Origin of the sequence: Brevibacillus sp. HD3.3A (assembly GCF_013284375.2) — a bacterium.
Classification (GTDB): domain Bacteria; phylum Bacillota; class Bacilli; order Brevibacillales; family Brevibacillaceae; genus Brevibacillus; species Brevibacillus parabrevis.
The window spans coordinates 1677361-1690395 of sequence record NZ_CP085874.1 but is presented as its reverse complement, the minus strand read 5'-3'; the positions used below and the strand labels follow the sequence as shown (position 1 = coordinate 1690395).

The window sequence follows — 13035 nt, the reverse complement described above, 5'->3', positions numbered from 1 at the left end:
CTGTCATCCCCCTGCCTTTTGCAACTTCGCCAGTTCAGCCGCGACATCGATGATCATGTCTTCCTGTCCGCCGACGGCTTTGCGCCTGCCTACTTCCAGCAAAATGTCGCGCGGATCGACGCCAAACCGTTTTCCCGCCCGCTCTGCGTGCAAAAGGAAGCTGGAGTAAACTCCGGCATAGCCCATCACGAGGCTGCCCTTGCGGATTTCCTGGGAGTGCGGCATGATCGGGCCAACGATCTCTTCGGCGACGTCCATCAGTTTGTACAAATCAATCCCGATGTCCATTCCCATGCGATCCAGCACCGCAATCAACACTTCCGTCTGTGCGTTGCCCGCTCCGGCTCCCAGACAGCGGAGACTGCCGTCAATCCGGGTCGCCCCTTCCTCCAGCGCAACCAAAGTGTTGGCGATCGCCACCGACAAGTTGTTATGCGCGTGAAAGCCGATTTCGATGTCCAGCGATTGGCGCAGCGCGCGAATGCGTTCCCGTACCTGATCAGGCAAAAGCGCTCCCGCCGAATCGGTCACGTATACCGCCTCGGCACCGTAGCTCTGCATCAGCTTCGCTTGCTCGACCAGCTTTTCGACCGGGGCAGAGTGGGCCATCATCAAGAAGCCGCACACTTCCATTCCCAGCTCGCGCGCAATGTGAATGTGCTGCGCAGATACATCGGCTTCCGTCACATGGGTCGCTACCCGAACCAGTCCCGCCCCGCGGTTTTGCGCTTCCTTCAGTTCATGTACCGTACCGATGCCCGGTATGAGCAACACCGCGACTTTCGCTTGTTTGCACGAAGCAACTGCCGCTTCAATCAGTTCCATCTCACCGACGAGAGAGCGTCCGTACTGGATCGTCGAACCGCCCAGACCGTCTCCGTGGCTGACTTCGATGTAAGGGACGCCTGCATCGTCCAGCCCTTTGGCGACAGCCTGCACCTGCTCGCGCGTGAACTGATGGGCAACGACGTGGCTGCCGTCGCGCAAGCAAACCTCTGTTATTTTGATTGGTTTATCGCTATTCCGTTCCAAGGCTAACCCCTCTCCCATCCAAAAGATGACGGGCGACCTCTTCTCCCACCCGCACGGCCGCGGCCGTCATGATGTCCAAATTGCCTGCGTAAGGCGGGAAATAATCTCCCGCACCCTCGACCTCCAGGAACACGGTTACGCGATTTTCTTCAAACAGCGGCTCCTGCTTCAATCGGTAGCCAGGAACGTACTGTCTCACTTGCTCGACCATTTCCGCAATCGACTGGCGGATCGCCGCCTGATCCATCTGCTTGACTTCGCAATACACCGTGTCGCGCATCAAAATGGGCGGTTCCGCAGGATTGAGGATGATGAGCGCCTTGCCTTGATCCGCTCCCCCGACTTGCTCCAGTCCTTGGCGAGTCGTCACGGTAAACTCGTCGATATTGGCACGCGTTCCCGGGCCTGCGCTTTTGCTGGCAATCGTCGCCACGATTTCCGCATAGCTGACATCGGCTACCCGGTTGATCGCATAGACGATCGGGATCGTCGCCTGACCGCCACAAGTGATCATGTTGACGTTGGCTGTTTCTTTTTCCAGCTGCTCCTGCAGATTTACCACCGGACAGACGAAGGGGCCGCGAGCTGCCGGAGTCAGGTCAATCGCTACCTTGCCCAGCTCCTTCAGCGCTTTTGCGTGACGCACGTGCGCTTTTGCCGAGGTGGCATCAAACACGATCTCCGCCATGTCAGGCTGATCTACAATCGCCTGTATCCCGTTGGCAAATACCGCATATCCCCGCTCTTTTGCCCGCTGTAAACCATCCGAGTCGGGATCAATCCCGATGACGGCTGCGATCTCGATTTCCCTGCTTCTCTCCAACTTGTACATCAGGTCGGTCCCGATGTTTCCTGAACCCAAGATGGCCGCCTTGATTTTTCTCACAGTATGTCTCCTCTCTAACGAAACGTCACGGTTACGGCACCCAATGCGCCAAAGCTGGCCGTGACGACATCTCCCTCTTGAACAGCGACAGCAGCAGACAGCGCTCCCGGCAAAATCAGTTCGCCCGCCTTCAGGCTGATGCCAAATTCATGCAGCTTGTTTGCCAGCCAGGCCACTGCGGGCGCCGGATGACCGAGCGCCGCTGCTCCTGCTCCATTTCCCACTTCAAGCTCATTTTTGTACATCGCCATTCCCACGCTGCGCAAATCCAGACCCGCCAGGCGCGTGCGCTGATCGCCGACCACGACAAGCGCCGAGGAACCGTTGTCCGCTACCGTATCGACGAGCTTGATCTTCCAGTCGGCAATCCGGCTGTCGATGATCTCCAGCGTCGGCACCACATATTCGGTCGCCATCAGCACGTCGAGATAGTTGACGTTTGGCCCCTGCAAATCCGCTCCGAGCACGAAGCCGATCTCCGCCTCCACTTTCGGAAGCAAAAGCCTGTTCACCTCGACAGTCCCGTTGTTTGACACCAGCATGTTGTCGAGCAAATGACCGTAATCCGGCTCATTCACACCGAGCATCCGCTGCATCGCCAGGCTGGTCAGCCCGACTTTTTTGCCGATGACTGCCCGACCGCTGTCGAGCTTTTTCTCCAACACCTTGAGCTGGATGCGATACGCATCGCTTGCCTCCAAGCCTGCAAAGCGTTCCGTTATCGGCGCCACTGGCTGGCAGCTTTGCTCGGCCGCCAGCAGTTCTTGCGCGATTGTCTCCACTAAGCTCCCCATCTTCTGACCACCTTTCGACTCTCCCCGCTGCCTACAGCTTCATCGTCACGGTTTTGGCTTCGGTATAAAATTCAAAGCTGTGGCGTCCGCCTTCCCGGCCGATTCCGCTCGCTTTCGATCCGCCAAAAGGCGTGCGCAGGTCGCGGACGTACCAGCAATTGATCCACAACAAGCCCGAGTTGATGCCTGCCGCGACGCGGTGCGCCCGGCGCAAGTCGTTCGTCCAGACCACCCCTGCCAGTCCGTAGATGGAATCGTTGGCGATCCGAATCGCGTCTTCTTCTGTTTTGAACGGGATGACGACCAGTACCGGGCCGAAAATCTCTTCCTGGGCCACCCGCATTTTGTTATCGACATCGTACAGGACGGTCGGCTCGTAAAAATTGCCTTTGTCCAGGCCCGCTACGCGCTTGCCGCCATGTGCCAGCTTCGCCCCTTCGGCCAAGCCAATCTGCACGTACTCATCGACGGTTTCCAGATGGCTTTTGGAGACGAGCGCGCCCATGTCTGTGTCTGGAGCCAGCGGATCGCCGACTTTGATCTTCTGCACGGCGGCCACGAACTTTTCCAAAAATGGCTCGTACACCGTCTCTTGCACCAAAAGTCTGGAGCCAGCCAGGCAAATCTCGCCCTGATTGCGGAAAATCGCCTCTACGGAGCCTTTTACCGCTTCGTCCAAGTCCGCGTCCGCAAACACGATGTTCGCCGATTTTCCGCCCAGCTCCAAAGAGACGGGAATCAGCTCGGCGGCTGCGTTTTTCATGATCGTTTTGCCTGTCGTCGTCTCGCCGACAAACGAGATGCGGCGCACATGCGGGTTGGTGGTCATGGCCGTCCCGACCGTTCCGCCTGGTCCCGTCAAAATATTCAGAACGCCAGCAGGAAGGCCAGCTTCGTTGGCGATCTCACCGAGCATGAGTGCCGACAAGGGCGTATACGACGCCGGTTTGACCACGACGGTATTGCCTGCCGCCAGCGCCGCAGAAGCTTTCCACGTCATCTGCATGAACGGCAAATTCCACGGGATGATCAGGCTGGTCACGCCTGCCGGAGCGTATTTGGCGTACGACATGAAGTTGCCTTTGTCGTAGTGCTCATGGTGGACATACTTCGCCATTTCCGCAAAGAACCGCAGGTTTTGCGCCGCTCGCGGGATATCGAAGCCAAGGCTTTCCTTGATCGGTTTGCCGACGTCGAGCGTTTCGACTGTCGCCAGCTCTTCCACGCGTTCCATCACCAGATCAGACATCCGGCACAAAATTTCCGCGCGTTCCTCGGCCGATTTTTTGCTCCACACGCCGCTCTCAAAAGCAGCCTGTGCTACTTCAATCGTCCTGTTTGTATCGTGTACGTCTGCGCAAGCCACTTCCGCCAGCTTCTCGCCCGTGGCCGGATTGATCGTGTCAAACGTTTCGCCGGACTGCGCATCGACGTACTCGCCGTTGATAAACAGCTTGGCATTTTTCACGTGAATGCTGTTCATAGTTCCCTCCTGCCTAGTCCTCGATCTCCAGTACCATCTCGATTTCGACTGCCGTATTGTTCGGAAGCTGGGCCATGCCTACCGCAGAGCGACCGTGCTTGCCCGCCTCGCCAAAGACGGCAACCAACAGATCGGAAGCACCGTTCATCACTTTCGGCTGGTCGGTAAACTCTTCCGTCGAATTGACAAATCCCAATATTTTGACGACTCTTTTCACTTTTCCCAGATCGCCAAGCTCCGCCTTGACCGCTGCAAGCACGTTCAGCATGGACTGACGGGCTGCCAGGTAGCCTTCCTCGACGGTCAAGTCTCTTCCCAGCTTGCCTTTGTACTGATCCACTCCCTGTCCTGCCGTAAACAACAGATTGCCTGTGCGGACGCAAGCTACGTAGTTGCCCACTGGCGTACGGAGCTGCGGAAGCGAAAGCTGCAAGGCAGCAAGATTTTCCTCCGGTGTCTTTGTCTGTTCTCCCACTCCTACCTCTCCTCTCACACTTTCAAAAATCTCAATGCATTGCCGCCGAGCATGGCGACTTTTTGTTCTTCTGTCAGCCCTGGCGTCTCGTCGATGACTTTGCCCGGCGGAAGCTCGCGCAGCAAGAACGGATAGTCGGTGCCCATGACGATTTTTTCGTGGCCGAACCTTTCGATCAAAAGCCGGATATTCAACGGCTCGTAGTTCAGCGAGTCGAAGTAAAAGTTTTGTGTGTAATGACTCGGCGGACGCTCCGTCACGCGCAGGTGCGGCCACACGTTCCAGCCTTGGTCGAGACGCGGCAGGATGTACGGAAAAGAACCGCCGCCGTGCGCAAAGCAGACGCGCAAATTCGGGAATTTCTCGATGACTCCGCCGCCGACCAGACTCGCTGCGGCAAGCGCGGTTTCGCTCGGCATTCCGACGGTGTACATGAAGTTGTGGCGCGGCATCCGCTCCCGGCCCAACGTCTCCCACGGGTGGACAAACAGCGGCACGTCCCACTTCTCGCACATCTCAAAAAACGGCAGGAAGGCTGGATCGTCGAGGTTTTGCCCGTTGATGTTCGCACCGATCTCGATCCCTTTCAGCCCTAGTTGATGAATGCAGCGATCCATCTCGCGAATCGAGCTTTCCACATCTTGCAAAGGAACGGTTCCGAGTCCGATGAACCTGTCGGGATATTGACGCACTGTATCGGCGATAAAGTCGTTTTGCAGGCGGGCCATCGCTTCTGCCGCCTCGCTCGGCGCCCAATAGGAAAAGGTGACGGGAATCGGCGAGAGCACTTGCATGTCCACGCCTTCCGCGATCATGTCCGCGATCCGCTTTTGCGGGTCCCAGCACTGATCGGTAATCTCCCGAAACAGCTTTCCGCCGACCATGATGTTCGCTCCGCACGAGCATGTCGGCTGCAGGGTCGGCCAACGCTCTCCGCCGTATTTTTGCGAAAAGTCAGGTAAATCTGCCGGGATGATGTGCGTGTGAAAATCTATTCTGGCTGCCATTCCTTCACTTCCTCCGACGCTACATGACCGCAGTTTTTGCATGTGCGCAAATCTTCGCTACCGTTGAAAGTGTGGATCGCTTCTTTCACCTGTTTTTCGATATCTGTCAGCTGCACGCGGGTGCGGTGCATCTCCTGGTCGCACTTCTCGCAAAACCAGACGAAATCTTCCAGCTCGCCTTCATCCCGGTTGCGCTCGATGACCAACCCGATCGTATCTGCTACACGGTGCGGGGAATGCGGAACATTCGCTGGCAACAGGAACATTTCTCCCTCGCGTACCGTGATGACCTCGCGCTTGCCTTCGGCGTTGATGATTTCCACGTAGCAGTCGCCCTTCAGCTGATAAAAAATTTCCTCGGACGGATCGACGTGGAAGTCGCGGCGTTTGTTTGGCCCGCCCAGCACCATCATCATCAGTTCGGCGTCCTTCCAGACGACTTTGTTGTTGACAGGCGGTTTCAGGCTGTCTTTATTCTCATCGATGAACTTCCAAATATTTATTGGTTTTGTGATAGTGCTCATATCGGACACGCTCCTTTTCGTATTTGAAAAATGATTCTCTCACCAATTGCAGGAGGTTTGAGTATGGTTGGCGAATGGTTCTCAGATAGACTTCTCTTTGTGGTGTTTTCGGCTGGCCGCTTGAAAACTGCTCCAACAAGGGGGAAGTCTCTTTTTGTTGCCCATCAGCCTCGATACCCAAACCGTCTGGAAACCGCCAGCGCAGCTTGCTTGACCTCGTGAATAAACGTCGCCATTTTGTCGTCGGAGAAGCGATGTTTGGGACCGGCGCAGCTTATGGAGGCGATCACTTTCCCTTCATGGTTGAAAATCGGCGCTGCCACGCATTTCAGGCCGATCTCGATCTCTTCGTCGTCGATGGCGTACCCTTGCTCGCGAATCTTGCCCAGCTCTTGCTTGATCGCGTCCGGATCAGTCAGCGTAAACGGCGTGAATGCCGTCATCTCCGCTTCTTGCAAAATGCGATCCACGGTCGCCTCATCCAAGTAAGCGAACAGCGCTTTCCCTACCCCTGTGCAATACATGGGAGCGCGCTTCCCCAGCATGGAGTACATCCGCAGGGCAGCAGGCCCTTCCACTTTTTCCACGTACACCACTTCGTCCTTGTCGAGCACGACCAGGTGAACCGTCTCTTGCAATTTCGCGACCAACTCTTGAATGATCGGGTAGGCGAGATTGCGCAGCTCCATGCCGCTGCCCACCAGGTTCCCCAGCTCGAACAGACGCAGTCCGAGCTTGTACTTTTGATCGGTCGGCTTTTGCTCCAGGTATCCTCTGTGCTCCAAGGTTTTGATCAAGCCGTGAACCGTGCTCTTCGAGAGTTGCAGCCGATCACTGATCTCCTTGACGCTCAGCTCCTGCTGCGCGAGGGAAAACAGCTCCAAAATATCGATGGCTCGATCCACAGATTGGATAAACTTTTCGCTCATGATCCCTCCTGTTCGTTCGATATTATCGAACGCCATTCGATAATGTTGATTACATTTCTTATTATAGGCTCGATTTCCCAAATGCGCAATATACAATTTAGAGTTTTCTGTCATTTATGCGTTTTCATTATGGGAAAACAAAAAAAGAACCTCGCGTCATTCGTTGCACACGAGGTTCTTGCCTTATTGTCTGCCGATCCAGACGACCAGCGCGATTTGCAATAGACAAAACAGTGGGACAAAAAACAGGAAGGAGGCATGCCGGGTTTTGTGGCGGTGCAACAGCATCCCCGCCAGTGCCCCCGGTCCTCCTCCGAGAAAAGCGACGAGCAGAAGGCTGGCCTCGGGAATCCGCCAGCTTTTCCTTTTTGCCAGACGCTTGTCCGTGTACATCAGAAACCAGGCGTAGCCGTTCACAATCAGAGCGCCCGCTGCCGTGACAAACGGCTCGAAGCTGAAATACCCTCCGAGCACCAGCAGCCAGGCGAGCGCAAGCACCAGATTGCGATTGCGCCTGTGCGTTGCCACTTGTTCCAGTCTCATCGCTTATTCTCCTTTGGCCCGATACGCGCGATTGCTGATGATGAGCTTGCGCACGATCAACCAGGCGGCCAGTCCCACCACGACGACCAGCAACGCGTAAAACCCGTACTGGCGAATCATCCCGATAATCGCCTCTACGTTGTTTCCGAATACATAGCCGAGAAAGTAAAAAGCAATCGTCCAGACAAGCCCGATCGGATACGACAGCAAGGCATAGCGGCGGTACGTCATGCCTCCCAGCGCCACCAAATAAGGCACGACGTGGCGGACAACCGGAAAGAGATAGCTGATGCACAAGGCTGTCGTGCCGTATTTCTCCAGCAAGCCTGTCGATCGCTCTACAGCATGTCTCATCTTTTCGCTTTTGGACAGCCATTGCAAGATCGGCTTCCCAAAGTATTTTCCTAATAAAAAACCTATGGTCAATCCGGAAGCAACTCCCATGTACCCGGCCAAAAACGAGTAGAACGGGTCCAATAGGCCAATCGAGGCGAGAAAACCTCCCGTGGCGACGACCAGCTCATCCGGGATGGGCAAGCCGACAATCCCCAGCCAGAGCAGGAAAAAAATCGCAACGTAGCCGTATTGTTCGATGATTGACATCAGCAGGTTGATTTCCATGAGGCAAAATCCCCTATCTTTGCCACTGGCGGCAAAATTTCAGTCGACGGGCAGTGGCTGCGCGCAGTATGTGACTCTTAGTTATTACGTGTGAACATGCAAAAAGGTACTTGTCTATTTTGCAATAGATGAACCATTTTTATCAAGCGAAGAAATCATGGACAACACGACGCGCCGATCAACCAAGGTGTTTGAGCGCCTCTCGCTTGCTCAGGTTCGACAGCACAGTCCTTTCTGCAAAGCCACGCACTGCTTCGGGTTCTGTTTTAGCGTATTCCCTCAGGGACCAGCCTATCGCTTTTTGAATGAAAAATTGGTTGGACGCTGCACCCGACTCGATCAGGGAAAACAGCAGCTTTTGATCGGTCTTGGCCTTATAAGACAGCTGGAACAGGATCGCTGTTCGCGCAAGCCAGATGTCGTCTCCTTGCACCCACGCTGTCACATTCGGCCGGATCAGCCCGGGATGCAGGGAAAACAGCTTGCCTGTGGTATGAGCCGCCAAATAGTCGACCGTGTCCCACCACGACTTTGTAGTAATCCAGTGGACGATCCACGGCAGATGCTCAGGTGTCAGCTGCTTTTTTCGCTTCTCCAGCAAGTCCATCGCCACGTATTGATACTCGCGCTCAGCCAGCAGCGTGAACGGCAGAAGTGACGACAGCAAAATCGTTCGTTTCTTCTTTTTTATACGGATAGTACACGACAAGGGTAAAATCGCCTTCGATAATCTCTCCGGTTCTCATCCACTTCTCCACATCGAAGGTCACTTTCGCCGTTACGGTGTGCTTGAAGTAGTCTTTTTCCAGCGCAGCATGCGCGGCAAAGTCTTCGCGCAAACGGTCGCGCTGCTCGTAAACGGCAGCATACGTCAGCTGCATCGCTTCCTTGTCCATGATATCCTCCCACCACAGCTTGCGCGGGCGATGCTTCTGGTTGCGCAGGTAGTCGAATTTCATCAGGCTGAGCACGTGTTCCAGCCCTTCGACCTTTTGCTGCTCCAAAAAGGACTGCAAGCGAGTGAACAAATCTTCCAGCTGATGCCCGATGCGGCTCCAGCCTTGCTTTTCCCAATAGTCGCCAAACGTCTGGAAGAAGTCAAACGCCGTCTCGAACTGATTGGCCAAAAGCCATTCCAAGGTCAGATCCATCCGGTGCGCGTTCCAGTATTTCTCCAGCACGTCCTCCACCCGCTTGATCTTCTGCATATCCGCAAAAGACAGCACGTTGTTGCCCAAAATCTCGTAAGGCGCTTCATCCATAAACACATAGCCGTGTTGGGCAGCGCGCGCCCGCACTCCGGTTCCGCGCAGCATTTTCAAAAAGCCGAGCTGAAGCTCCTCCGGACGCAGGGCAAACACATCGTTGAACGTCTTGCGGAAGGAGTGATAGTCTTCCTCCGGCAAGCCCGCGATCAAATCGAGATGCTGGTCGATCTTCTTCGATTCCTTGATTTGCGTAACCGTTCTGGACAGACGGTCGAAGCGCTGGATGCGCTGCACCAGGCGGTTTGTTTCGTCATTGGTAGACTGGACGCCGATCTCGAAGCGGAAAATCCCCGGAGGCGCATTTTCCGTCAAAAAGTCCAGGACGTCCGCACGCAAAATGTCTGCCGTAATCTCGAACTGAAAAACGGTGCCGTTGTGATTGTCGATAAGGAACTGGAAAATCTCCAACGCATACTTTTTATTGATATTAAACGTACGGTCAACGAACTTAATCGTTTTGATGCCATGCTGAATCAATCGCAGCAAGTCTTCCTTCACCCGCTCCAGGCTGAAGTAGCGCACGCCATCTTCAATAGAAGAAAGACAGTACTGACACTTGAACGGACACCCCCGGGATGCCTCGAAATAGACGACGCGATTGTTCAGTTCGTCGAGATGATCCACAAATGGCGACGGAATCGCATCCATCTCTTCAATCTGTGCTCTCGGCATGGAAAAGCGAACGTACTCGTCGTCGCGATAGGCGATTCCCGCTACATCCCGCAGGCGAGGAGGCTGACCGCTGTTTTTCGCCTCCTGATAGGTTTGCAGCAGCGCAAGAAAAGTCTGCTCCCCTTCTCCGATGGCGATGACATCAATCTCCGGATGCTTTTTCATCCATTCGTCCGCATCGTAAGTCACTTCCGGCCCTCCGAGAATCACTGGAACATCGGGACATATTTTTTTCAATGTGCGGATCACGTCCAACGTCTCGCGGATGTTCCAGATATAACAGGAAAAGGCGACGAGATCGGGCTGTCGCTTGTAGATGTCCGCCACGATGTTGAGCGTCACGTCGTTGATCGTATACTCCACCAGCTCGATGCCCGGAAAAGCTTCCTGGGCGTAGCTGCGCAAATAGCGCAAAGCCAGTGAGGAGTGAATGAACTTGGCATTTAAGGTCGATAATACAATCTTCATGAATGAGTCTACTCTCCTTGCACAATCCGGCCATGCCACCAACCATCTGTGCTGCGACAGTCGGTGGAAAACCGAGCGATTTCCTTTCGTAACAGTACCACACGAGACAAGAACACGGCAAATCCTGTTCTGATCAGCGATTCAACTCTCGCACGACATGCCCCAGTTCCGGCACGATCAGGCGATTCATCGCCAGCTTGACCGCACCTGTCGATCCAGGCGTGGAGAAGATCATTTTTCCTCCCCGGGTGCCCGCGACTGCGCGACTGAGCATGGCCGCCGATCCGATATCTTCCGTAAAGCTCAGCATCCGAAACAGCTCGCCAAAGCCGGGCATTTCTTTTTCCAGCAAGCCGCGCACCGCTTCGAACGTGTTGTCGCGCGGCGATATGCCTGTCCCGCCGTTGAGCAAAATGACCTGCACGTCTGGATGCGCCACTCCTGCTTCGATAGCTGCGATCACCTCGGCAGGCTCGTCCTTCACGATCTGGTACAGGGCAACGTGATGACCTGCTTCGCCCACCAGTTGCTTCATTAATTGTCCGCTCTTGTCTGTCTCTTCGGTCCGCGTATCTGACACGGTGATGACCATGCACGTTACGTGTTTGGGCGACAATGCCTTGTGCTCCTGTGTGCTCATTTTGCGTCCTCCCCTTTTCCTGCTGGCGCATTTTCTCTCATTCTACCATTTTCCCTCAATCCGGTACGGCTCAACCGCGCGATTTCCGTGAAAACCTCTCGACGTTTTTCACACTTCTGCTACCCGAGATGGCGCGGTTTTCGATATAATGCTGATGACAGCTATTTTCGACAGACAAGGAGGCGTCCCCGGATGGCAGAACGCCCATTTTTTTCGTTCCATTTTCACAAGCAATCCCACACGCCCATTTATGTGCAACTAGCCGAGCAACTGAAAACAGCTATTCTGCGCGGAGCCTTTCTTGTAGACGGTCAGCAGTTGATTTCCCTTCGCGATATGAAAACCGTCAGCGGCTGCTCGCTGGAAACCGTCAAAAAAGCATACGATCACCTCGCATTGGAAGGCTGGCTGGAGGCGGTGCACGGCAAAGGCTACTACTTGACGCAACTGGCAAAAGAAGCGCGTCTGGAAAGCCGCCTGCCGCTCACCGACATTCCGATCGCTTCGCTCGCCGACTCTTCTCCCCGCCCTGGCGAAGAGCTGGTCAAGCGACTGCGCGGCGCCTTTTACGAGAGCCTGGCCGTACTGGACGAACCTTCGGCGCAAAAGAAACTCCGCCGCGCCCAAGCCGCCAAAGTATTTGCCGATCACCTGAGCAGAAGAGGCTTGCCGCACTCCCCTGAACGCGTGCTGCTGTTCAACCGGAGTACGAGCGGGTTCGCCTTTCTCGCCCAGCGCATCATGAATCCGCGCGATGTCGTCTACGTGGAGGAATACAGCTACCCCGTCTTTTTGCGCTTGCTCAGTCAGTGCGGCATCACGGTGCGTCCGATTCGGCTCGACGACGAAGGAGTCAGCATAGAAGCACTCGATCAGGAACAGGAGCACTACCCGGCCAACTGGCTCTTGATCAATCCGCACTATCATTTTCCTACCGGGATCAGCTACTCGCTGAAACGCAAGGAAGAACTGCTTGCCTGGGCCGAACGCCACAGCGTGCGCATCGTGGAAAACGACCACTACGGCGACTTGTGGTTCGAGGAGCCGAGCAAGCCGATTTACGAGATGGCTTTTCAGCAAAAAAGCCCTGTCGACGTGTACTACCTGCACTCTCTGTCCAAGACGCTGGCGCGCGATCTGCAACTCGGCGTCCTGATGCTGCCTTCTGATTTTGCCGAAGAGGAGCTGGAGCGCTACAGACAGATTGTCTCGATGACAGGCGCGGAGCCATCGCTCTTGGTCGTAGAGGCAGCCGTTACACTCCTCGGCGATCCCTGGTTTTACGAAAAGTATTTGCCGGATCACCGCGCTTTGTTCCAATCCCGCTTCCTTAGGCTTTGGAAGGAAAAACAGCAGGCTTTGCCGTCCCACGCCCGGATGTATCCGATTTCCGGCGGGCTGAATACGTGGATCGAATGGGGAAATCCGACTACGAACGCCACCGAGCTGGAAGAGCGGGTCGTAACCATCCTGCGGGAAGAAGGGCTTGAGCTTACGTGCGGCCATGCTTTTCGGGTAGCTGACGAGCCTGACGACACCAAGCGCCGCCCTGCTGTCCGGTTTCCGCTCGCCCCGCTGGAGGAGCGCGAACTGAAGCACTGGCTGCATCGTCTGGGGGCCGCCCTTTTGCGGTAATTTTTTCAGGGGAAACGCCATACTAAGGAAATACCGAGTTTTTCTCGCATCAAACCAT

At 55.2% G+C, this 13035-nt stretch carries 14 protein-coding genes; 1 reads left to right on the top strand and 13 read right to left on the bottom strand.

The genetic code is table 11. The features are described from left to right. Positions 1–3 precede the first annotated feature (3 nt). The 13 genes from dmpG to HP435_RS08205 all read right to left on the bottom strand — a co-directional run bounded on the left by dmpG (position 4) and on the right by HP435_RS08205 (position 11342). Positions 4–1032: a 4-hydroxy-2-oxovalerate aldolase gene (gene dmpG / locus HP435_RS08265; RefSeq protein WP_122963145.1), complete on the bottom strand. Its 1029-nt coding sequence runs from the start codon at positions 1030–1032 to the stop codon at positions 4–6. Next, positions 1019–1918, bottom strand: a complete 900-nt coding sequence (locus HP435_RS08260) for an acetaldehyde dehydrogenase (acetylating) (RefSeq protein ID WP_122963144.1) — start codon at positions 1916–1918, stop codon at positions 1019–1021. Before HP435_RS08260 ends, dmpG begins: the two co-directional genes overlap by 14 nt. Before the next feature lie 14 nt (positions 1919–1932). Further along, the gene (locus tag HP435_RS08255) at positions 1933–2712 is read right to left on the bottom strand and encodes a 2-keto-4-pentenoate hydratase (RefSeq protein ID WP_173598351.1); all 780 of its coding nucleotides are present in this window, start codon (positions 2710–2712) and stop codon (positions 1933–1935) included. A gap of 31 nt (positions 2713–2743) precedes the next feature. Further along, a complete protein-coding gene (locus HP435_RS08250) occupies positions 2744–4195 on the bottom strand; it encodes an aldehyde dehydrogenase (RefSeq protein ID WP_173596219.1) in 1452 nt (483 codons plus the stop codon). Between the two features lie 13 nt (positions 4196–4208). Then, a complete protein-coding gene (locus tag HP435_RS08245; protein WP_122963141.1) occupies positions 4209–4670 on the bottom strand; it encodes a RidA family protein in 462 nt (153 codons plus the stop codon). A gap of 14 nt (positions 4671–4684) precedes the next feature. After that, a complete protein-coding gene (locus HP435_RS08240; protein ID WP_173598352.1) occupies positions 4685–5677 on the bottom strand; it encodes an amidohydrolase family protein in 993 nt (330 codons plus the stop codon). Continuing rightward, positions 5662–6201 carry a 3-hydroxyanthranilate 3,4-dioxygenase gene (locus HP435_RS08235; RefSeq protein WP_122963139.1) on the bottom strand — a complete coding sequence of 180 codons (540 nt, stop codon included), beginning with the start codon at positions 6199–6201 and terminating at the stop codon, positions 5662–5664. Before HP435_RS08235 ends, HP435_RS08240 begins: the two co-directional genes overlap by 16 nt. A 164-nt stretch (positions 6202–6365) precedes the next feature. Then, positions 6366–7130, bottom strand: coding sequence for an IclR family transcriptional regulator (locus HP435_RS08230; protein ID WP_122963138.1), 765 nt, complete (start codon positions 7128–7130; stop codon positions 6366–6368). Positions 7131–7313: 183 nt separating this feature from the next. Continuing rightward, positions 7314–7673 (bottom strand): DUF1294 domain-containing protein, encoded by a 360-nt coding sequence (locus tag HP435_RS08225; RefSeq protein WP_122963137.1) that lies wholly within the window; start codon positions 7671–7673, stop codon positions 7314–7316. Positions 7674–7676: 3 nt separating this feature from the next. Next, positions 7677–8294 (bottom strand): DedA family protein, encoded by a 618-nt coding sequence (locus HP435_RS08220; protein WP_063228714.1) that lies wholly within the window; start codon positions 8292–8294, stop codon positions 7677–7679. A gap of 178 nt (positions 8295–8472) precedes the next feature. Continuing rightward, a complete protein-coding gene (locus HP435_RS08215) occupies positions 8473–8961 on the bottom strand; it encodes a DNA alkylation repair protein (RefSeq protein WP_229049854.1) in 489 nt (162 codons plus the stop codon). Beyond that, a complete protein-coding gene (locus HP435_RS08210) occupies positions 8924–10702 on the bottom strand; it encodes a B12-binding domain-containing radical SAM protein (protein WP_173596217.1) in 1779 nt (592 codons plus the stop codon). Before HP435_RS08210 ends, HP435_RS08215 begins: the two co-directional genes overlap by 38 nt. A 133-nt stretch (positions 10703–10835) precedes the next feature. Then, complete coding sequence (locus HP435_RS08205) at positions 10836–11342, bottom strand: MogA/MoaB family molybdenum cofactor biosynthesis protein (RefSeq protein WP_173596216.1); 507 nt, start codon at positions 11340–11342, stop codon at positions 10836–10838. A gap of 192 nt (positions 11343–11534) precedes the next feature. Here HP435_RS08205 and HP435_RS08200 point away from each other — a divergent pair, with 192 nt between their 5' ends. Further along, positions 11535–12977 (top strand): aminotransferase-like domain-containing protein, encoded by a 1443-nt coding sequence (locus HP435_RS08200; protein WP_173596215.1) that lies wholly within the window; start codon positions 11535–11537, stop codon positions 12975–12977. The last annotated feature ends 58 nt before the right edge of the window (positions 12978–13035 follow it).